The 18,922-nt window shown below is 40.9% G+C and carries 24 protein-coding genes and 2 other annotated features (1 of these 26 only partly in view); of the genes, 3 read left to right on the top strand and 21 right to left on the bottom strand.

Going from position 1 to position 18,922, the window contains the following annotated elements:
- Window positions 1-30 precede the first annotated feature (30 nt).
- The 4 genes from yqeH to HMPREF3237_RS00240 are packed head-to-tail and all read right to left on the bottom strand — an operon-like array spanning window position 31 to window position 3,207.
- Entirely contained in the window at window positions 31-1,137 is a 1,107-nt protein-coding gene (gene yqeH, locus HMPREF3237_RS00255; protein WP_070888427.1) for a ribosome biogenesis GTPase YqeH, read from the bottom strand.
- Between the two features lie 2 nt (window positions 1,138-1,139).
- Window positions 1,140-1,667 carry a YqeG family HAD IIIA-type phosphatase gene (locus tag HMPREF3237_RS00250; protein WP_006145982.1) on the bottom strand — a complete coding sequence of 176 codons (528 nt, stop codon included), beginning with the start codon at window positions 1,665-1,667 and terminating at the stop codon, window positions 1,140-1,142.
- A gap of 16 nt (window positions 1,668-1,683) precedes the next feature.
- Window positions 1,684-2,589 carry a magnesium transporter CorA family protein gene (locus HMPREF3237_RS00245; RefSeq protein WP_045590426.1) on the bottom strand — a complete coding sequence of 302 codons (906 nt, stop codon included), beginning with the start codon at window positions 2,587-2,589 and terminating at the stop codon, window positions 1,684-1,686.
- Between the two features lie 51 nt (window positions 2,590-2,640).
- Window positions 2,641-3,207 (bottom strand): mechanosensitive ion channel family protein, encoded by a 567-nt coding sequence (locus tag HMPREF3237_RS00240; RefSeq protein WP_070888426.1) that lies wholly within the window; start codon window positions 3,205-3,207, stop codon window positions 2,641-2,643.
- 229 nt (window positions 3,208-3,436) lie between these two features.
- Here HMPREF3237_RS00240 and HMPREF3237_RS00235 point away from each other — a divergent pair, with 229 nt between their 5' ends.
- The gene (locus tag HMPREF3237_RS00235) at window positions 3,437-4,405 is read left to right on the top strand and encodes an aromatic acid exporter family protein (RefSeq protein ID WP_070888425.1); all 969 of its coding nucleotides are present in this window, start codon (window positions 3,437-3,439) and stop codon (window positions 4,403-4,405) included.
- 53 nt (window positions 4,406-4,458) lie between these two features.
- On the opposite strand, the gene HMPREF3237_RS00230 is transcribed toward HMPREF3237_RS00235, so the two are convergent.
- Window positions 4,459-4,713, bottom strand: a complete 255-nt coding sequence (locus HMPREF3237_RS00230) for a DUF3165 family protein (RefSeq protein WP_004251425.1) — start codon at window positions 4,711-4,713, stop codon at window positions 4,459-4,461.
- Between the two features lie 19 nt (window positions 4,714-4,732).
- A complete protein-coding gene (typA, locus tag HMPREF3237_RS00225) occupies window positions 4,733-6,574 on the bottom strand; it encodes a translational GTPase TypA (protein WP_070888424.1) in 1,842 nt (613 codons plus the stop codon).
- Between the two features lie 160 nt (window positions 6,575-6,734).
- Between typA and HMPREF3237_RS00220 the strand changes: the two genes are divergently transcribed.
- Window positions 6,735-7,460 carry a pseudouridine synthase gene (locus HMPREF3237_RS00220; protein ID WP_070888423.1) on the top strand — a complete coding sequence of 242 codons (726 nt, stop codon included), beginning with the start codon at window positions 6,735-6,737 and terminating at the stop codon, window positions 7,458-7,460.
- Window positions 7,461-7,491: 31 nt separating this feature from the next.
- Here the strand turns inward: HMPREF3237_RS00220 and HMPREF3237_RS00215 are convergent, their stop codons facing one another.
- From HMPREF3237_RS00215 to HMPREF3237_RS00180, 8 genes are all read right to left on the bottom strand, one after another.
- The gene (locus HMPREF3237_RS00215; RefSeq protein ID WP_070888422.1) at window positions 7,492-7,743 is read right to left on the bottom strand and encodes a hypothetical protein; all 252 of its coding nucleotides are present in this window, start codon (window positions 7,741-7,743) and stop codon (window positions 7,492-7,494) included.
- A gap of 191 nt (window positions 7,744-7,934) precedes the next feature.
- Window positions 7,935-8,162 (bottom strand): hypothetical protein, encoded by a 228-nt coding sequence (locus HMPREF3237_RS00210; protein ID WP_070888421.1) that lies wholly within the window; start codon window positions 8,160-8,162, stop codon window positions 7,935-7,937.
- A gap of 90 nt (window positions 8,163-8,252) precedes the next feature.
- A complete protein-coding gene (locus HMPREF3237_RS00205; protein ID WP_006145993.1) occupies window positions 8,253-8,633 on the bottom strand; it encodes a rhodanese-like domain-containing protein in 381 nt (126 codons plus the stop codon).
- A gap of 5 nt (window positions 8,634-8,638) precedes the next feature.
- Window positions 8,639-8,863, bottom strand: a complete 225-nt coding sequence (locus HMPREF3237_RS00200; protein ID WP_070888420.1) for a YqgQ family protein — start codon at window positions 8,861-8,863, stop codon at window positions 8,639-8,641.
- 51 nt (window positions 8,864-8,914) lie between these two features.
- On the bottom strand, window positions 8,915-9,382 hold the full coding sequence (locus HMPREF3237_RS00195) for an ECF transporter S component (RefSeq protein WP_070888419.1): 468 nt from the start codon (window positions 9,380-9,382) through the stop codon (window positions 8,915-8,917).
- Complete coding sequence (locus HMPREF3237_RS00190) at window positions 9,360-10,133, bottom strand: bifunctional hydroxymethylpyrimidine kinase/phosphomethylpyrimidine kinase (RefSeq protein WP_070888418.1); 774 nt, start codon at window positions 10,131-10,133, stop codon at window positions 9,360-9,362. The genes HMPREF3237_RS00195 and HMPREF3237_RS00190 overlap by 23 nt, the downstream gene beginning before the upstream one ends.
- Window positions 10,123-10,872, bottom strand: a complete 750-nt coding sequence (gene truA, locus HMPREF3237_RS00185; RefSeq protein WP_070888417.1) for a tRNA pseudouridine(38-40) synthase TruA — start codon at window positions 10,870-10,872, stop codon at window positions 10,123-10,125. Before truA ends, HMPREF3237_RS00190 begins: the two co-directional genes overlap by 11 nt.
- Window positions 10,873-10,958: 86 nt before the next feature.
- Window positions 10,959-11,414, bottom strand: coding sequence for a GNAT family N-acetyltransferase (locus HMPREF3237_RS00180; protein WP_070888416.1), 456 nt, complete (start codon window positions 11,412-11,414; stop codon window positions 10,959-10,961).
- A gap of 70 nt (window positions 11,415-11,484) precedes the next feature.
- Here HMPREF3237_RS00180 and HMPREF3237_RS00175 point away from each other — a divergent pair, with 70 nt between their 5' ends.
- A complete protein-coding gene (locus tag HMPREF3237_RS00175) occupies window positions 11,485-12,147 on the top strand; it encodes a prepilin peptidase (protein WP_070888496.1) in 663 nt (220 codons plus the stop codon).
- Here HMPREF3237_RS00175 and trpA read toward each other — a convergent pair.
- From trpA to trpE, 7 genes are read right to left on the bottom strand one after another with little or no spacing between them, the layout of a single operon-like run.
- A complete protein-coding gene (trpA, locus tag HMPREF3237_RS00170) occupies window positions 12,116-12,898 on the bottom strand; it encodes a tryptophan synthase subunit alpha (protein WP_070888415.1) in 783 nt (260 codons plus the stop codon). The two genes, HMPREF3237_RS00175 and trpA, sit on opposite strands and share 32 nt — an antisense overlap.
- Entirely contained in the window at window positions 12,891-14,114 is a 1,224-nt protein-coding gene (gene trpB / locus HMPREF3237_RS00165; RefSeq protein WP_070888414.1) for a tryptophan synthase subunit beta, read from the bottom strand. The genes trpA and trpB overlap by 8 nt, the downstream gene beginning before the upstream one ends.
- Window positions 14,092-14,691: a phosphoribosylanthranilate isomerase gene (locus tag HMPREF3237_RS00160; RefSeq protein WP_070888413.1), complete on the bottom strand. Its 600-nt coding sequence runs from the start codon at window positions 14,689-14,691 to the stop codon at window positions 14,092-14,094. Before HMPREF3237_RS00160 ends, trpB begins: the two co-directional genes overlap by 23 nt.
- Entirely contained in the window at window positions 14,678-15,445 is a 768-nt protein-coding gene (gene trpC / locus HMPREF3237_RS00155; RefSeq protein ID WP_070888412.1) for an indole-3-glycerol phosphate synthase TrpC, read from the bottom strand. The genes HMPREF3237_RS00160 and trpC overlap by 14 nt, the downstream gene beginning before the upstream one ends.
- Window positions 15,442-16,446, bottom strand: a complete 1,005-nt coding sequence (gene trpD / locus HMPREF3237_RS00150) for an anthranilate phosphoribosyltransferase (RefSeq protein WP_070888411.1) — start codon at window positions 16,444-16,446, stop codon at window positions 15,442-15,444. Before trpD ends, trpC begins: the two co-directional genes overlap by 4 nt.
- Window positions 16,447-16,456: 10 nt before the next feature.
- Window positions 16,457-17,023, bottom strand: coding sequence for an aminodeoxychorismate/anthranilate synthase component II (locus tag HMPREF3237_RS00145; RefSeq protein WP_070888410.1), 567 nt, complete (start codon window positions 17,021-17,023; stop codon window positions 16,457-16,459).
- Complete coding sequence (gene trpE / locus HMPREF3237_RS00140; RefSeq protein WP_006146010.1) at window positions 17,020-18,381, bottom strand: anthranilate synthase component I; 1,362 nt, start codon at window positions 18,379-18,381, stop codon at window positions 17,020-17,022. The genes HMPREF3237_RS00145 and trpE overlap by 4 nt, the downstream gene beginning before the upstream one ends.
- Window positions 18,382-18,452: 71 nt before the next feature.
- Window positions 18,453-18,687: a binding site (T-box leader), on the bottom strand.
- 90 nt (window positions 18,688-18,777) lie between these two features.
- Window positions 18,778-18,922: a binding site (T-box leader), on the bottom strand (it continues 88 nt past the right edge of the window).

Raw genomic sequence — 18,922 nt, 5'->3', positions numbered from 1 at the left:
TTTATAAAGATAACCCTTTCCTTTCTATGTTTAAATAATGGCTTTTCGTGTGACGACGGCGACGCCTTCTGGGGCCCAGACGGCTACTTTGGCAGTTCCTGTTACACGGATCCAACCGAGTCCTGAGATGACCAGATCGGTCTTATCCTTGATGGTAAATACATGTTGGACCAGTTTTGGAAAATCTTCTTTTTCCTTGCTATTTGGTGGTGTGAGGAGGGTTCCCAGGTGCTTGTCGTAAAAGTCATTTGCTCCTTCAAGCTTGGTACGATGAAGTTTGAGTTCATTATCAAAGAAGGCTGTAAAACCTTGCTTTTCTCCTGCGATGAAATCAAAACGTCCCAAGCCACCTAAAAAGAGGGTTTGCTCAGGATTGAGCTGGTAGGTTTTCGGTTTTATCTCCTTTTTAGGACTGACATACTTGAGATTTTTAGCCGTCAAGTAGTGGGCCATTTGGTGGCGATGGATAATTCCTGGTGTATCGTAGATATAAGAACCATCGTCAAGTGGAATTTCAATCTTATCCAAGGTTGTTCCTGGGAAACGTGAAGTTGTGATGACATTTTGGTCACCCGTGATTTCTTGGATAATGGCATTGATAAGAGTTGATTTCCCGACATTGGTTACCCCAACCACATAGACATCGCGCCCCTTACGGTAGTACTCAATCTTGTCTATCACTTCTCTAATAGCTTGCTTGTTTTGCGCTGAAGTCAGAACAACGTCCACAGGACGTAGACCTTCTTCGTGGGCACGTTCCATGAGCCATTGGCTAATCTTCCCAGCCTTTACTGACTTAGGTAGGATATCTTTTTTATTTCCGACTAAGAGCACATCATTACCTGATACAAAGCGTGGCAAACCTGGGATAACAGAGCCATTGAAGTCAAAAATATCAATAACATTGACCACCAAGGCATCACTATCTCCTACCTCGTGCAAGAGTTTGAGGAAATCATCATCCGTCAACTGGACATCTGTAATTTCATTGTAGTGACGGAGACGGAAACAACGTTGGCAATAAACTTCACCTATTTCCAAACCTTTTTCGAGTGCTGACTGAGGGGTAAAGCCTAGACCGGTCTTATCTGTCGTCTGAATGGTTGCTCCACAGCCAATACAGAGAATTTCTTCCATAGTTAGATTCCTTTTTTATATGTGATAGGCCCGTACTTTTCAGTGATTTGTTTCATGACACGGCGCTCACGAGCGCGGTTAAACTTCGTTTTGATAGAGTCATGTTGGACCAAGGGTTTGACCAAAATCGAGCGAATCCCCGCACGATGAGCCGCGCGAATGTCCGTCATAAGCTGATCCCCAACCATGACCACTTCGTTTTTCTCATAGCGGAATTCCTTCATGGCACGATTAATCCCGAAAGTAAAGGGCTTCAAAGCCCAATAAACATAGTCAATCCCAAATTTTTCGACTGCACGTTGAACTCGTTTCTTAGAGTTATTAGACACTACGATGATACGAATACCAGCATCACGAAGGTCATGTAACCACTGCTTCATTTCTGGAGTCCCATCAGGGTTATTCCACGCAATGAGAGTATTATCTAAATCCACCAAAACAGCTTTTATTCCCTGTTTTTGCAGGCTTTCTACTGTCAAATCATAAACTGCTTCTACAGCAAAGTCTGGCATGTAGTTTTCAATCACCATTTTGGCTCCTTTTCTTTTATTTTCTAGTAATTTTCTTCAGCCATTGAGATAAGGCTGCCCATAAAATCAAGCTAGCCATTAAGATATAAATCCAAGCATTTGGCTCTTCTGTAAATGGTAGAGGAACATTCATTCCGAAGAAACCTGTAATAACCGCAAGTACTGCTAGTAAGACGGAGATAATAGTCAAAATTGACAAACTATCATTCAAGTTATTGTTTAGGATGTTGTTGTAAGAAGCTGAGAGTTGTTGCAAGACTTGAGAAATCAAGTCTGTCATAGACACCAACTGATGGGCTTCAATCATGGCATCATCAAACTGCTCTCGTTCGACATCATTAAATCTCCGATAAAGAGCATGGCCCTGGATATGTTCCAAGAGGAGTCGATTTTGTTTTGCCGCTGCTGTCAAGTAAACCATACCTGTCTCCAAGTCAGAGAGGGCGAAGAGATTTTTCTTTGTTGTAGTTTGACGTAGCAAAGCACTAATTTCGTCCTTACTTTTATCCATCTCTTCAATGACAGGATAATAAGCGTTACTGATAATCTCTAAACCAGCAAAGAGAAACTTGTAAATAGAAAGCGACTCATGGCTATCCAGATAAGCTAACATCTGATCAATGACATAAGCATTCTTATGGTTGCTGATGGTAATCATTCGTTTGTTTTCAACGATAAAGGTCATGGGAATGGCTTCATAGTAATCCTTGTCCTTTTCTAAATCCAGAACATTGTAGATAAAGGTCACAGTCCCATTCTCACGGTTATAATCCATATGGGCACGTTCATTTTTATCCAGCGCATATTCGATGGTTTCCTTATCCAATCCGTAGATTTCAGATAAATCTTCAAGATTTTTAATTTTTTCTACATCTAGATTGATCCAAACACAATCATTTCCTAATTGCTCATCTAAAAACATCGTTTCTCCTTTACCAAACTCTTTCTATTGTACCATAAAAGAGGTAAAATTTCAGTTCTCTTCTTTCCTTGAAAAATTGCTGACAACCGTGATACTTCTATTGGGAACAAAGTGAAGGACTCCATCCTCACTGCGCAGTTGAGTCGTACGAATACCGACACTCACAACCTTACCAGAGATTGTAATCGGACCATTCGTAAACTCAACTTGATCTCCAACATCTAACTGGCGCTCAAAGAGGATGAAAAAGCCATTGACCACGTCTGACAAGAAGCCTTGAGCACCCATCCCGATTGCCACCCCAGCAATCCCAGCACCTGCCAGAAGACTTGATACAGGTAAGCCTAGAGTAGATAAAACAAAGTAAAGTAAAAAGAAATAGAGGGTGTAGTTCAAAATATTTTCAATCAATCTAGAAATTGTCTTTTGGCGCGCCTCATCTTTCTGGGAGAATTTTAAGGATGGTTTAACGACTCTTTTCACAACTTGATGGAGAATTATTTTAACGATATAAAAGACAATAAAAAGAAGGACTAGAGAGACTGATTTTGAAAACAACTCTTCTAGAATACTGCTGATATTTAACTTATCGATATAATTTTGAATAAATGTTGGCATAGTAAACTCCTTTCTAATTATTATACCACAAAACGATATCTGAACCAGTTTGGCAAATATTCATTCTGCCAATATTATCAATAGATTGACTTGATTTCAAAACATATTTATACTATAATCAAACCACTACAAGAAGAACTAATTATTTTCTTAATGATTCTATTGGAATAGACTTTTTTACCATACCGACCATTAAAATATTAAATCATTTATCTCAAGGAAGTATTCTATGTCTATCACACAACGTACTTTAAAATTAGTCCTGGCAACCTGTTTTGCCTGTTTTCTAGCATACTTTTTTGATTTGTCGTCAGCTGTATCAGCTGGTATCATTGCTATCTTGAGTCTTTCTGATACTCGAAGAAGCACGATCAAGCTAGCCCGCAATCGTCTCTTTTCAACTCTTCTAGCTCTCTTAGTTGGTGTTATAGCTTTCCAACTGACTGGCTATCATATCTGGAGCTTTGGACTTTACTTAGCAATCTATGTTCCTCTAGCCTATAAACTCGGTTGGGAAATTGGGATTACTCCTAGTAGCGTCCTGGTCAGCCATCTCTTAATCCAACAAACAACATCACCAACACTTTTACTGAATGAGCTCTTACTCTTCCTAATCGGTACTGGTTTTGCACTTCTGGTCAATCTCTACATGCCTTCACGTGAAAAAGACATTCAACATTATCATACTCTTGTTGAAGAAAAACTCAGAGATGTTCTTCTACGGCTTTCTTACTATCTGAAAAGAGGAGATGGCCGTAATCAGGCTCAACTTGTAAATGAACTTGATCAACTACTTGAGGATGCTCTTAAGTTGGTTTATCTCGATCACTCTGACCATCTCTTTCACCAGACAGATTATCATATCCACTACTTTGAGATGCGGCAAAGACAAACGCGTATCTTGAGAAATATGGCTCAACAGATTAACACATGCCAACTAGCCGCTAGCGAGAGTTTGATTGTCGCTCAACTCTTTTCAAAAACAGCTAGCCAATTGAGTCAAACAAATCCAGCCTACAACTTATTGAATGATATTGAGAGCTACCTAGAGGTGTTTCGCAATCGCTCTCTCCCTAAAACTAGAGAAGAGTTTGAGACACGGGCTACGCTTCTACAACTCTTTCGTGAATTAGAACATTTTATCCAGATAAAAGTAGATTTCTACCAACGTTATTCTGACAAAAACAGTAACAAATAAAAACTTCTATCGGCAACTGAGTTGCTGATAGAAGTTTTTTGTTATGAATAGATTTAATTTTCTCGCTTCTTTCGAATCGACATGAGACTGATGTCTCTCAAACTAAAGTAAGTAAGAGCCAGCATTCCCAATGTAATAAAGATTTCTGCTGGAAGTTGGAAAATCTGTAGGGCAGACAAGAGCAACAAGATTACGAGGGCAACAAGTCCAAAGACTAATATTACAACATTGACCGTCCCCTTGATACTTTGAGGTGTCGCAAATACATAGAGTAATAATAAGAGTATCCCTATGATTAAATAGACCATTTTTATCTCTTTCTAGCTCTTATTCAGCTGATTTTTTCTTTTTGTTTGCTTTCTCACGCTCTGCCTTGTTGAGGATTTGCTTACGCAAACGAATCGATTCAGGCGTTACTTCCATGTACTCATCGTCATTCAAGAACTCAAGTGATTCTTCAAGTGTCAAGATACGAGGAGTTTTGATAACCGCTGTTTGGTCCTTAGTAGCTGAACGAACGTTAGTCATTTGTTTTGCTTTCGTGATATTAACAGTCAAGTCATTCTCACGAGAGTTTTCACCGATGATCATTCCTTCGTAAACCTCAGTACCTGGGTTTACAAAGATAGTACCACGTTCTTCGATAGACATGATAGAGTAGGTTGTAGCCTTACCAGCATCGATCGAAACAAGGGCACCACGGTGACGTCCACCAATTTCCCCTGGAATCAATGGCAAGTATTGGTCGAAGGTATGGTTCATGATTCCGTAACCACGAGTCATTGACAAGAACTCAGTTGAGTATCCGATCAAACCACGCGCAGGAACTAGGAAGACCAAACGAGTTTGACCATTACCAGTTGAAATCATATCCAACATTTCACCCTTACGTTCAGAAAGGCTTTGGATAACAGAACCTTGGTATTCTTCTGGAGTATCGATTTGCACGCGCTCAAATGGCTCGCATTTCACACCATCGATTTCTTTGACGATAACTTCTGGACGAGACACTTGAAGCTCATAACCTTCACGACGCATGGTTTCAATCAAGATAGACAAGTGCAATTCCCCACGTCCTGAAACTGTCCATTTATCTGGTGAGTCTGTTGGATCTACACGAAGAGATACGTCTGTTTGCAACTCAGCTTGAAGACGTTCTTCAACCTTACGAGAAGTAACCCATTTACCTTCGCGACCAGCAAATGGTGAGTTGTTAACCAAGAAGGTCATTTGAAGAGTAGGTTCGTCGATGTGAAGAACTGGAAGAGCTTCAACTGCATCTGTTGGAGTGATTGTTTCCCCGACAAAGATATCTTCCATACCTGATACGGCAATCAAGTCACCAGCCTTGGCTTCTTGGATTTCACGGCGTTCCAAACCAAAGAAACCAAAGAGTTTCGTCACACGGAAGTTCTTGGTTGTACCATCCAATTTAGAAAGGGTAACTTGGTCTCCGACCTTAACAGTACCACGGAAGACACGTCCGATACCGATACGACCAACGAAATCATTGTAGTCAAGAAGAGACACTTGGAATTGAAGTGGCTCATCTGAGTTATCGATTGGAGCTGGAATGTGGTCAATAATGGTATCAAAGATTGGCGCCATAGTCTTTTCTTGGTCGGCTGGATCATCTGACAATGAAGATGTTCCGTTGATTGCTGAAGCATAGACTACTGGGAAGTCAAGTTGGTCATCATCCGCACCAAGCTCGATGAAGAGTTCCAAGACTTCGTCTACTACTTCTGCTGGACGAGCAGATGGCTTATCGATTTTGTTAACTACAACGATCGGCACAAGGTCTTGTTCCAAGGCTTTTTTCAATACGAAACGAGTCTGTGGCATAGTTCCTTCGTAGGCATCTACAACCAAAACAACACCGTCAACCATTTTCATGATACGCTCAACTTCTCCACCGAAGTCCGCGTGTCCTGGTGTGTCCATGATGTTGATACGAGTTCCGTTGTAGGCAACTGCTGTATTTTTCGCAAGAATCGTAATTCCACGCTCTTTTTCGATATCGTTTGAGTCCATAGCACGCTCAGCTAGTTCTGTACGTGCATCAAGTGTTGATGATTGTTTCAACAATTCATCAACGAGGGTTGTTTTTCCGTGGTCAACGTGAGCAATAATGGCTACGTTGCGGATATCTTCTCTTAATTTTGTCATGATTTCCTCTGTTATATTCAAAAATTTATTTTCTAACTGAACGATTATACCACAATTTTAGGCAAATGACTTAACTCAAGTAAGTGTAAATGTTTTCAAAAACTTTTCTTCCCATGCCTTTTCTTTTCAAAAATGGCATCTTGTGATAAGATAGGCTGATATGCGTTTAGATAAATTATTAGCCCAGGAAAAAATCAGTCGGAAAGCTATGAGACAGGCTCTCCTAAAAAAAGAAATCTTTATAGATGGGAAAGCGGCTTCTTCCCTTGCACAAAATATTGACACAGGATTACAGCAACTAGTCTTTCAAGGGCGCCAAATCCAAGGATATGAGCACATCTACCTCATGCTCCATAAGCCAAATGGAGTCGTGACTGCAAGAAAGGACAAGGAACTACCAACGGTCATGGACCTACTGCCTAAACATTTCCAGTCAGAGCAACTCTATGCAATTGGTCGACTGGATCGAGATACAACAGGTCTTCTTCTCTTGACGGATAATGGGCCCCTGGGTTTTCAACTTCTCCATCCTCAATATCATGTAGATAAAGCTTACCAAGTTGAAGTCAATGGACTGCTCTCATCCGACCACATCCAACAGTTCAAAGATGGGATTATCTTTTTAGATGGAACTGCCTGTAAACCAGCTCAACTTGAGATTCAAGTAGCAAGCCCTAGCCTCAGCAGAGCCACCATCACCATCTCTGAAGGGAAATTTCATCAGGTCAAGAAAATGTTTCTCTCAGTCGGTGTCAAGGTAACTGCCTTAAAAAGAGTTCAGTTCGGGGATTTTACATTAGATTCAGAGTTAGCAGAAGGTCAATACCGACCCTTGACTCAAGAGGAATTGAAAATCATTAAAAACTACTTAGAGGAAAGTGAATAAAATAAAAAAGCTTTAAAAATAAAGCTTTTTTTTAATTAATTCTCGAAAGTTGTGAGATAAGTACGATACAGATAAGTGCAGAAATCACAATCCCTAACACAATCCCTAAAATAGAGAGAATTTTTTCTGTCTTATAGTCTAGTCCAGACTCTTTTTGATGTGAATTAGCCAATGCCAAACCAAAAATACCAAAAATAATACTGAACACTGGAAATCCAAAGGCAAATATGATAGATAGGATACTCAAAACAATTGGCGCTTTTTTCTTTTCTTCTGTATTCATATTATAAAAACTCCTTAAATTTATTACAGATTCATTATACCATATAAGTTGGCTATATCTATTAGGTAACAAGTATTTCCTCTCTGTAACCATCCCTAATCAAAAGAATTAGAAATGATTAAAAACTACGTGAAGAAAATGGGTAAAACAAAAAAGCTTTAAAAATAAAGCTTTTTTTGTTAGAATCCTGATTAGTGCATCATCAAAACGACTCCTGCAATCCAGTTAAGGACTGAAATGACAATCCCTACGATATTGAGAATTTTTTCTGTTTTATAATTTAGTCCAGATTGATTTTGGTGTGAATTACCCAATACTAATCCAATGATACCCAAAATCAGACCTACGATTGGAGATAACAAACCAAGGACGATAGATAGGATACCTAAAACAAGCGATGCTTTTTTCTTTTCTTGCATAATAAAAACTCCTTAAAATTTATATTACTATTATACTATAAAAAGTCATATTTCTATATTAAACATATGTGACAAGTTTTTTTCACATTGTTAATTAGATTTCACCTTCCCAGTCCAAGAATCCAATCCATAAGAGAGGATATAGATTTCTGAGAAACCTTGTTTTTTCAAGAAAAGCGCTGCATTTGTGACACGTTGCGCACGTTGGTTTTCATACAGAAGAACAGGCTTATCCTTACGAAGAGCTGCCAAACTCGTCTTTATCTGTGTTGAAGGAATATTACGCGCTCCCAAGATATGCTTTCTGTGAAAATCTACTGGATCACGTACATCAATCAACTGCCCTGTTCGAATCAAAGATTCAAACTCTGCATTGTCTACAATTTTCGCTGCACGGCGAATACGAAGATAGTTGTATCCCATCCATGCCAACATTGCCACTATAAGTCCCCATAATACCAAAGTTACCATAATCTTTAATCTCCATTTTTTTCTAAATTGTCTAATTCTAACTTGTGCTCTCTACGAAGAATAGCTTCCGCTTCTAGGTAATCTAGCTTGTCCATCAAACCTGCATCATAGATTCGATATAGTTCAATCTTCATCAATTCAATATCATAGAGACGCTTGCCCATATAGACAATGATGCCGAACTGCTTGAGAAATTGTTGCACATCATAGAGTGTTTTCATAGCTTTCATTTTAGCAAAAATTCAGAGATTTTTCAATAGGTCCCTTGGAAGACTCGCTTTTTACTGCTTACTAATTTTCTTGATACTTTGATAAAGAAGATACCCAACAATCATTCCAATAAAATTCTGCAACACATTGTGAGGAATATCTGTCAGGGCTGCGCCCCAACCTTTCATCCAAGAAGTCGCACATGCATATCCAGCTACCATGAGAAAAGTTGCCAAAACTAATCCAAGCCACTGCCATTTTCCTTTAAAACCTGCAAAGTAACCCTGCAAGCCATGGAAAAGCAAGCTGAAAAACATCCAATGAGGATAACCTGAAATCAGGTCAATAATGAAACCTCCTAGACCTCCGACTATAGCTCCTTCTCGTTTTCCATAATAAAAAGCAGTGAAGAAGATACCAGCATCTAAAAGAGTTAAGATTCCTGTTTGGGTCGGGATTTTGACAATATAACCTAAAACTACCGAGAGGGCAGTCAGTATTGATAATAGGGCGATTTTACTTGTTTTGGTTTGCTTCATATTGTCTTACTCCATATTGATCTGCTTGTGCGATAGCACGGTACACAAAGGCTTTAGAACTCTCAACCGCTGGTAATAGCTCCTCTCCCTTGACTAATTGACTAGCAATGCTTGAGGCAAAGGTACAACCAGCACCTGCATTTTGTCCTTCAATAACAGGATTTTCCAAAACTGTAAAGTTCTTACCATCATAAAATACATCTAATGCCTTATCTTGACTGAGGCGATTTCCGCCCTTAATAACCACAGCTGGAGCACCAAGACTATGTAGTTTTTGAGCTGCCTGCTTCATATCTTCTAAAGTCTCAATCTTTTGATCTGCAAGCAATTCAGCTTCTGGAAGATTGGGTGTTAAAATACTAATATAAGGGAAAAAGCGAATCAATTCTTGGCAAAGTTCACTAACAGCCACATCATGTGTCTCCTTACAAACCAATACAGGATCCAAAACTACTGGAACTCCAGGACGCGATTTAATAAAGTTTAGGGCTTTCTCAGCTACACTCACCGTTGGCAAAAGACCAATTTTGATTCCTCCAAACTCAACTTTAGCAAGGCTATCCAACTCTTGTTGGAAGATTGTGTCTTCTGTTGAAAAAACTTCAAAACCATTTTCCGTCAAGGCTGTTAAGCAAGTGACAGCTACAAATCCATGCAAACCATTCAAGGTATAGGTTGCAAGGTCTGCTGCAAGTCCACCACCACTAAAAATATCATTTCCTGAAAGTGCTAAAATACGATTATTCTTCATAACGAATCTCCTTTAAATATAATCCATTTGGCGCAGCAGTCGGGCCCGCCAACTGTCTGTCCTTTTTCTCCAAGATGAGGTCAATCTGCTCGATTGGCATCCGATTGTTGCCAATCTTAAGCAAGGTTCCAACCATATTTCGAATCTGCTTATAGAGGAAACCATTGCCAGAAAAGGTAAAGGTTAAAAATTGCCCCGTCTCATCAACCTTAAGACTAGCTTCTGTGATGGTTCTGACCTTGTCTTCTACGCTAGTTCCTGATGCTGTAAAACCAGTAAAGTCATGTGTTCCCTCCAGTTTTTTTACAGCAAGCTGCATCCGCTCCACATCGAGTGGATAAGGAAAGTGAGTAGCATAATGACGGCGCATAGGATTTTTTGGCCGTCCTCTATCTACGATAAACTCATAGGTTTTGCTATGCTTGGCATAACGGCAATGAAAATCATCAGCCACAATCTCAATCGAAATCACATCGATATCTTCAGGACTTTGAGTATCCAGAGCAAAGCGAAGTTTCTCCTCATCCATCTGATAGGGAAGATCAAAGTGGATGACCTGACCTAATGCATGAACACCACTGTCCGTCCGACCCGCACCATGAATCGTAACGCCTAAACCTTTATTAAGCCTTGTCAAGGTTTTTTCAATTTCCTCTTGAACACTACGCGCGTGAGGTTGCCGCTGAAAACCAGCAAAAGCATAGCCATCATAAGAAATTATAGCTTTATATCTAGTCATACCTCTATTCTATCAAGAAATGACACAGACAACAAGTTTTAGAAAACAAAATTGTCCGGGGACGCTCCTTCGAAGTTATTTATGTTCTATCTGACCTTTTTCATGATGAATTTTCGCTCAGGATTTTCAATGGTTTGAACGACTTTAAATCCTTCTTTTTGATAGAGTTTTTTTGCTATTGGATTGGACTCAAAAACCGTTAGGGAAATACTTTCTATTTCTTCATTTTCAAACATTTTTTGAAGAAAGTACTGGAAAGCTTTTCGACCTAATCCTTTCCCCTGCCTATGAGGAGCTATGAGAAATCTTCCAACATGAATATTTTTATCTTCTAGTTTGATTTTCTGTATGACGCCTACAAACTCTTCTTCAGCAAAAATGGAAAAAATTCCTTCCATCTTTTGTAAGGATTGGACAATCAAGGGATAAGAAATCTTCGGCCCCATCCATTGCTTCTGAAAACTTTCTCCCAAAGCATTAGACCAACGACAAATGACTTGGGCATTTTCTAACTGAAGGCCTTTTTCAAAGTGAATGTTCATATTTGCTCCTAAAACTCCTTCTCTATCCAACTATTATACTATTTCTCATATTTTTTCCGAATTAATAAGTATGATTCATCTTTACTTTTTTCTTGTTGGAAGCATTCTCGCTTCCTTTCTAGGTTTGGTCATTGACCGTTTTCCTGAGAAATCCATTGTCTTTCCTGCTAGTCACTGTGATTCTTGTCAAACTCGCTTGAGACCACTGGATCTGATTCCGATTATCTCTCAAGTGATTGGTTGCTTTCGCTGTCGTTACTGCAAGGCTCGCTATCCTGTCTGTTATGCCCTTTTTGAGTTGTCCCTAGGACTTCTCTTTCTGGCTTTTTCTTGCGATTTTTTAACTTTGGGGCAAATCATCCTGATCGCTGCTGGCTTGACCTTGGGCATCTACGACTTTCGCCATCAAGAATACCCCCTGCTAGTCTGGCTAATTTTTCACTTAATTCTCATGGTTTGCTGTGGCTGGAATCTAGTTATGATTTTCTTTCTTATCTTGGGAATTTTGGCTCACTTTATCAATATCCGCATAGGAGCCGGTGATTTTCTCTTTCTGGCTTCTTGTGCACTCGTTTTTACACTTACAGAAATATTGATTTTAATTCAATTTGCCTCTACTACAGGCATCCTAGCCTTTCTCCTACTAAAGAAAAAGGAAAGACTTCCTTTTGTGCCTTTCCTCTTACTGGCTGCTTGTCTGATTATTTTTGGTAAGCTACTGCTTCTCGTATAAAGTCTGCAATTTCTGCCACTTGACCTTCATGTAAAGCCTTAACAATTTTGGAACCGACGATGACGCCATCTGATACCGCATTAAAGCGTTCTACATCAGCCTGTGTGGATACACCAAATCCTGTCAAGACTGGAATGTCAGCCACTTGATGCAGTTGAGCCAAGTGCTTGTCCAAGTCATCTCGGTAATTTCCTGATTTCCCTGTGACCCCATTGATAGCAACAGCATATACAAAACCTTCAGCTCCCTCAATGAGTTCTTTTTGACGCTCAATTCCTGTCGTCAAGCTTACTAGGGGAATCAAGGCAATGTCTGTACCTGCCAAAAAGGGCTCTACAAAGTTAGCATGTTCATGAGGCAGGTCTGGGATAATCAAGCCCTTAACCGCTGTATCAGAAAGGTCTTTAACCAATTTCTCCACACCGTACTGAAAGAGGGGGTTAAAGTAGGTCATGATGACAAGCGGAACCTCTGTTTCAATAGTTTTCAAGGCTTCAACCAAAGCCTGGGTAGAGGTTCCGCGAGCTAGACTGCGCAAGCCTGCTTCTTCGATAACAGGACCATCTGCAACCGGATCCGAGAATGGAACTCCTACCTCAATGGCAGATACCCCCAAGTCTTCTAAAAAGTGGATTGTTTCAGCTAGTCCATCCAAACCTTTTTCGTGATCTCCAGCCATGATATAAGGAACAAAAATGCCCTTTCCAGCTGCTTTAATAGCGTTCAATTTTTCTGTTAGTGTCTTAGACATGAGTTTCTCCCTTCTTTGCTGCATCTGCTTCCAAGCGGTCTTTGACTTGAACCACATCCTTGTCCCCACGACCTGATAGACAGACAATCATAGACTTGTCTGGTCCAAGTTCTTTGGCCAATTTCACTGCAAAGGCGATAGCATGACTAGACTCCAAAGCTGGGATAATCCCTTCCACACGAGACAAGAGTTGGAATCCTTCCAAGGCTTCCTCATCTGTCACAGGAACATAGGTCGCACGCTTGATATCGTGGTAATGAGAATGTTCTGGACCGATACCTGGGTAGTCCAAACCTGCTGAGATAGAGAAGGCTTCTAAGATTTGTCCATGGGCATCTTGGAGTACATCCATGAGAGAACCGTGGAGAACACCTGGACGACCCTTAGTCAAAGTAGCTGCGTGGTGCTCTGTATCCACACCTAGTCCTGCTGCTTCAGCTCCATACATAGCCACTGACTCATCTTCCACAAATGGATGGAAAAGCCCGATAGCATTCGAACCACCACCAACACAGGCTACTAGGGCATCTGGTAAATCTTGCCCTGTCAATTCACGGTACTGTTGTTTAGCTTCTCTACCGATAACACTTTGGAAGTCACGAACGATTTCTGGGAATGGATGAGGCCCCAAGGCAGAACCAAGGATATAGTGGGTATCGTCGATGTTGGCTACCCAAGAACGAAGGGCTGCATTGACCGCGTCTTTGAGCACGCGCGAACCATCTGTTACAGCTTCCACCTTGGCTCCCAAAAGTTCCATACGGAAGACATTGAGTGCTTGGCGTTTAACATCTTCCTCACCCATATAGATAGTACATTCCATGTTGAAGAGGGCTGCAGCAGTTGCAGTTGCTACACCATGCTGACCAGCACCTGTTTCAGCGATAATTTTCTTCTTTCCCATGCGTTTAGCCAGAAGAACTTGTCCTAAGGCATTGTTAATCTTGTGGGCGCCTGTATGGTTGAGGTCTTCACGTTTAAGGTAAATCTTGGCTCCGCCGATATGCTGGGTCAAGTTTTTTGCGTAGTAAAGGGGAGTTTCACGTCCTACATACTGGCGCAAAAGTTGGTTTAATTCCTCTTGGAAACTTGGGTCTGCCTGACTTTCACGATAAGCCTCTTCCAATTCCAATACTGCTGTCATCAATGTTTCTGGGACAAAGCGTCCACCGAATTTCCCGTAAAATCCATCTTTATTTGGTTCTTGATATGCCATGTTTTACCCTCTCTATAAATCTTCTAATCTTTTCATGATCTTTTTGTCCGTTTGTCTCTACCCCACTTGATACATCTACTGCATAGGGAGTAAAGTGTTGAATTGCTTCTTCTACATTATCTTCGTTAAGTCCACCTGCGATGAAGAAAGGCTGAGATAGTTCTGTCGTATCCAGTTGCCCCCAATCAAATGTTTGACCACTTCCTGCGACAGGTGCATCAAAGAGTAGATAATCTGCCTGAGAATTGGGTACATGTCCATCCCCGTCTACTTGAACAGCCTGAATACTTGCACAAGGTAAATTCTCAAATAAATCATCTGCCACTCGACCGTGAACCTGTACCAAGTCCAAGCCAACTTTATCAATCGCTTCTAACAGTTCTGCCCGACTGGGTGAAACAAATACTCCAACCTTCTTTACATCTACAGGAATGAGCTCAGCCAACTCAGCAGCCTCTTCCAAGGTCACCTGTCTTTTACTAGGTGCAAAGACAAAACCGATGTAGTCGGCTCCTGCCGACACAGCTGCTTCTACTGCTCCTTTTGTCGATAATCCACAAATCTTAACCTTTGTCAATTTGCAACTCCTTGATTCTCTGGGCTACATCTTCTGCCTGCATGAGAGCCGTTCCCACCAGAATTCCGTTAAAGTATGGTGCTACTCGCTCTGCATCCTGCCCTGTGAAAATAGCAGATTCGGAAATGTACAAGCAATCGTCCTTGAAGTATTTAGCCAAGTCTACACTGGTCTGCAAGTCGACTTCAAAGCTGGTTAAATTGCGATTGTTGACACCGATAATTTGAGCACCGAGTCTGTGAGCCACTTCTAGTTCAGCTAGATTATGAGTTTCCACCAAGACTTCCAGACCAAGCTCTGTCGCGTAGTCATAGAGTTCCTTGAGACGTTCTTCTGATAAGGCCGCTACGATGAGCAAGATGACGGTCGCACCTGCATTGCGAGCACGGATGATTTGCTTTTCATCGATAATAAAATCCTTATTCAGTGTCGGGATGTTTACCTGACTAGAAATCTCTCGCAGATAATCCAAATGACCTTTGAAGAAAACTTCATCTGTCAGAACAGAAATCATAACAGCACCGTTAGCCTCGTAAGTCTGGGCCTGTTGAACGATATCCACATCCAAGTTGATATCACCCATACTTGGACTCGCCTTCTTGACCTCTGCAATAATTTGCAGACGTTCTTGATGGTTTTTCAAATATTCAGCTAAGCGATAGCTTTCACGCAAGGGCTGAAGTTCCTCTCGTTCCATCTTTTCAACTTCACGCGCCTTCTGCTCTAAGATACGTGACAAAAATTCCTGACTCATTTTTGATACTCCTGTAATAGTCTGAGTTTTTCAAGAGCCTTACCACTAGCAATCACTTGGCGTGCCATTTCAACTCCGTCTTTGATACTATCTACCTTACCATTGGCATAAAAACCAAGGCCAGCATTTAAGACTGTTGTTTCCAAGAATGGACTTGGTTCGTTATTGAGAACGCTAACAAGAATGGCTGCATTCTCATGAGCATTTCCACCACGAATGTCCTCAATGGCAATGCGTTCCATTCCCAAATCTTCTGGAGTAAAGGTTGACAAAGTGATTTCACCATTTTCAAGAAGGGCAATGCTGGTAGTACCATTCAAACCAGCCTCATCTAATCCTTCTGGACCAGCTACTACGATAGCACGTTTGCGACCCATGTTTTTCAAAACCTGAGCAGTACTTTCCAGAAGTTCAGGACGACTGATTCCTAGAAGCTGTGTTTCCAAGACCATTGGGTGAATGAGTGGACCTGTCAAATTCATGATAGTTGGAATTCCCAACTCCAAACGAGCTGGCATAATGTATTTCATGGCTGGGTGCATGTTTTTTGCAAAGAGAAAGACGATTCCAGTTTGGTCAAATACCTTACCCAATTGTGATGGTTTAAGGTCAATATTGATTCCCAAAGCTTGCAAAACATCTGCTGAACCAGATTTAGAAGAGATAGAACGATTGCCATGTTTGGCCATGTTAATGCCACCACCTGCCAAGACAAAAGCTGCAGTTGTTGAGATATTAAAGCTAAATGACTTATCTCCACCTGTACCACAGTTATCCATAGCATCTTGAATATTTGTTGGAATGTGTTGAGCATGTCCTCTCATGACTTGAGCGAGGGCTGTTCTTTCTTCAGGTGTTTCTCCCTTCATTTTAAGAGCTAAAAGTAGTGAAGCGATTTGTGCTTCTGTCACTCGCCCTGTCACGATGCGTTCGATCACATCTGTCATTTCAACACTTGATAAATCTTCAAAGTTGGCTAATTTTTCAATAATTTCTTTCATTTTGTGTTCCTCACTTTACAACTTTCTCGATAAAATTCTGAATAGAAGATAGACCATCTGGCGTTCCAATACTTTCTGGATGATACTGCAAGCCATAAATCGGCAAGTTTTTGTGTTGAATCCCCATAATAGCTTGGTCATCTGTCGAACGAGCTGTCACTTCAAACTCTTCTGGCATCTCTTCAATTAAAATACTGTGGTAACGCATGACTAGACGATTGTCCTCAATCCCTTGATAGAGAACTGATGGAGTTTCAAATCGGATTTGACTTTGTTTCCCGTGCATAACTTTAGGAGCCAAGCCCAACTTACCACCAAAGACTTCTGCAATGGCTTGGTGCCCCAAACAAATCCCTAGAATAGGTTTCTTACCTGCAAAATCACGAATCATTTCTTCCATTTTCCCAGCATCAGCTGGCCAACCTGGACCAGGAGAAAAGACCAATCCATCTGCCTTTGTAGCTTCTTCATAAAGATGTGGATCATCATTTCTCAAAACTTCAACAGGGGCGAAATTCCCAATGTATTGAGCCAGGTTATAGGTAAATGAATCATAATTGTCAATCAATAAGATCATGGTCTTAGTTCTCCCATTCTAGTCATAGATTTAGCTTTGTTAATGGTTTCTTGGTATTCGTTTTGGGCGATAGAATCATAAACAATTCCTGCACCAGCCTGTACGTAGGCTGTTTTATTTTTGAGAATCATGGTTCGAATTGCAATGGCAAAATCCATGTCTCCAGTTGCTGATAGGTAACCGATAGCCCCTGCGTATACGCCTCGCTTCTCTGTTTCTAGTTCATAGATGCGTTTCATGGCCCGAATCTTTGGTGCTCCCGATACTGTTCCTGCCGGAAGTGTCGCCTTCAAGGCATCCATGGCAGTCAGTTCTGGTAATAAATGTCCTTTAACCACGCTGGTCAAATGCATGACATAACGGAAAAGTTCCACTTCCATATACTTAGTTACTTGGACACTGGCTGTTTCAGCAATTCTACCGATATCATTTCGTCCCAAATCCACCAACATTCGGTGTTCTGCCGTTTCCTTTTCATCAGAAAGTAGATCACTTGCAAGTGCTGCATCTTCCTCGTCATTAGTGCCTCTAGGTCGCGTACCTGCAATTGGATTGGTTGTCACGATACCATTCTTGACGGAAACCAAGCTCTCAGGACTGGCACCGATAATTTGATAATCTCCAAAATCATAAAAGTAGAGGTAATTTGATGGATTGGTCACTCGGAGATTTCTGTAGAAGTCAAAAGGATTTCCAGTTACCTCTGCGGAGAAGCGCTGGCTAAGCACACATTGGAACATATCTCCGTTGCGAATCAAGTCGCGAGCTGTTTCTACCATTTCTTCAAATTTCTGTGGAGAGATATGTGGTCTAAACTGAAGTGGAGAAACGTCCAAATCTTCAAATTCATTTGGAGCAGGGATTTTCAACTCTTCTAAAACCTGATCTAAAGCCACTTCTAGTTCTTCATTGCTTCGATTACTGTAGAGAGCATCCTCGATGATATGAATTTTTTCTTTCTTGTGGTCAAATACCATATAACTCTCGTAAACAAAGAAATGCATATCTGGCGTCCCAATCGTATCCTCAGGAAGCTGGCCAATTTCTTCATAGAGAGAAATCATATCATAGCCAACAAATCCGATAGCTCCACCACCAAAAGGTAGGTCTGAATGGTGCTGGCTCTTATGAGTCACCTCATAGAGGAAATCCAAAGGATCTCGATCAATTACCTGACCATTCTGATAAAGAACTCCATTTTCAAACTTAATCTCAAAAACTGGGTTATAGGCTAAGATAGAAAATCGAGCATTTTCTTTTTCTCTTGGGATACTTTCAAGTATGACCTTGTGTTTTCCGTTTAAGCGCATATAAGCCAAGATTGGTGATAAAACATCTCCATGAATGATTCGTTCCATTGTAATTCCCCTTTCAGTTCTTCTTAGATCCCGTGTTGATTCTACAAAAAATCCCCACGCAAAATAACTTGCGTGAGGACGAAATTCGCGGTGCCACCTCAATTATAGGATTTCTCCTATCTCTCATTCCTGTCTCAGAACCTTCTTGTAACAGGCTGTGCGATAAAGGGCACTCCCTTGAGAATCATGTTTTCTTCTCTCATTTTCAGATGGACCCAACCTTACAGTTTTCTCTGCTTGTTTTCAGCAACCACAAGCTCTCTGTGAGAGAAATCTCTGTATCTTTCCCATCTTTTTAAAAATTTAAAACTTGATGCTATTTTTATCTTTCCTTGGCCCATTTTTTAGAACTACCAATTCGAGGATAAACAAAAAGCCCTCACACAGAAAAATCTGTGTGAGGGCGTTCGGGACGCGGTGCCACCTCAATTGTAAAGAGACTATCCCCTTTACATCTCTGCCTTGTCTATCAACAAGTTGCACTGTAAGGTGTGCGCACCGAATTTTCATTGTTTCAAATTCATATTTCCAAACCAGCCCA

The organism is Streptococcus sp. HMSC34B10 (assembly GCF_001839505.1).
GTDB classification, from domain to species: Bacteria; Bacillota; Bacilli; order Lactobacillales; family Streptococcaceae; genus Streptococcus; species Streptococcus peroris.
This window is presented reverse-complemented; position numbering and strand designations above follow the sequence as displayed.

Coding starts and splice junctions, on each gene's coding strand:
- yqeH (WP_070888427.1), bottom strand. CDS start 1,137: ATGGAAGAAATTCTCTGTATTGGCTGTGGAGCAACCATTCAGACGACA.
- HMPREF3237_RS00250 (WP_006145982.1), bottom strand. CDS start 1,667: ATGGTGATTGAAAACTACATGCCAGACTTTGCTGTAGAAGCAGTTTAT.
- HMPREF3237_RS00245 (WP_045590426.1), bottom strand. CDS start 2,589: ATGTTTTTAGATGAGCAATTAGGAAATGATTGTGTTTGGATCAATCTA.
- HMPREF3237_RS00240 (WP_070888426.1), bottom strand. CDS start 3,207: ATGCCAACATTTATTCAAAATTATATCGATAAGTTAAATATCAGCAGT.
- HMPREF3237_RS00235 (WP_070888425.1), top strand. CDS start 3,437: ATGTCTATCACACAACGTACTTTAAAATTAGTCCTGGCAACCTGTTTT.
- HMPREF3237_RS00230 (WP_004251425.1), bottom strand. CDS start 4,713: ATGGTCTATTTAATCATAGGGATACTCTTATTATTACTCTATGTATTT.
- typA (WP_070888424.1), bottom strand. CDS start 6,574: ATGACAAAATTAAGAGAAGATATCCGCAACGTAGCCATTATTGCTCAC.
- HMPREF3237_RS00220 (WP_070888423.1), top strand. CDS start 6,735: ATGCGTTTAGATAAATTATTAGCCCAGGAAAAAATCAGTCGGAAAGCT.
- HMPREF3237_RS00215 (WP_070888422.1), bottom strand. CDS start 7,743: ATGAATACAGAAGAAAAGAAAAAAGCGCCAATTGTTTTGAGTATCCTA.
- HMPREF3237_RS00210 (WP_070888421.1), bottom strand. CDS start 8,162: ATGCAAGAAAAGAAAAAAGCATCGCTTGTTTTAGGTATCCTATCTATC.
- HMPREF3237_RS00205 (WP_006145993.1), bottom strand. CDS start 8,633: ATGGTAACTTTGGTATTATGGGGACTTATAGTGGCAATGTTGGCATGG.
- HMPREF3237_RS00200 (WP_070888420.1), bottom strand. CDS start 8,863: ATGAAAGCTATGAAAACACTCTATGATGTGCAACAATTTCTCAAGCAG.
- HMPREF3237_RS00195 (WP_070888419.1), bottom strand. CDS start 9,382: ATGAAGCAAACCAAAACAAGTAAAATCGCCCTATTATCAATACTGACT.
- HMPREF3237_RS00190 (WP_070888418.1), bottom strand. CDS start 10,133: ATGAAGAATAATCGTATTTTAGCACTTTCAGGAAATGATATTTTTAGT.
- truA (WP_070888417.1), bottom strand. CDS start 10,872: ATGACTAGATATAAAGCTATAATTTCTTATGATGGCTATGCTTTTGCT.
- HMPREF3237_RS00180 (WP_070888416.1), bottom strand. CDS start 11,414: ATGAACATTCACTTTGAAAAAGGCCTTCAGTTAGAAAATGCCCAAGTC.
- HMPREF3237_RS00175 (WP_070888496.1), top strand. CDS start 11,485: ATGATTCATCTTTACTTTTTTCTTGTTGGAAGCATTCTCGCTTCCTTT.
- trpA (WP_070888415.1), bottom strand. CDS start 12,898: ATGTCTAAGACACTAACAGAAAAATTGAACGCTATTAAAGCAGCTGGA.
- trpB (WP_070888414.1), bottom strand. CDS start 14,114: ATGGCATATCAAGAACCAAATAAAGATGGATTTTACGGGAAATTCGGT.
- trpC (WP_070888412.1), bottom strand. CDS start 15,445: ATGAGTCAGGAATTTTTGTCACGTATCTTAGAGCAGAAGGCGCGTGAA.
- trpD (WP_070888411.1), bottom strand. CDS start 16,446: ATGAAAGAAATTATTGAAAAATTAGCCAACTTTGAAGATTTATCAAGT.
- HMPREF3237_RS00145 (WP_070888410.1), bottom strand. CDS start 17,023: ATGATCTTATTGATTGACAATTATGATTCATTTACCTATAACCTGGCT.
- trpE (WP_006146010.1), bottom strand. CDS start 18,381: ATGGAACGAATCATTCATGGAGATGTTTTATCACCAATCTTGGCTTAT.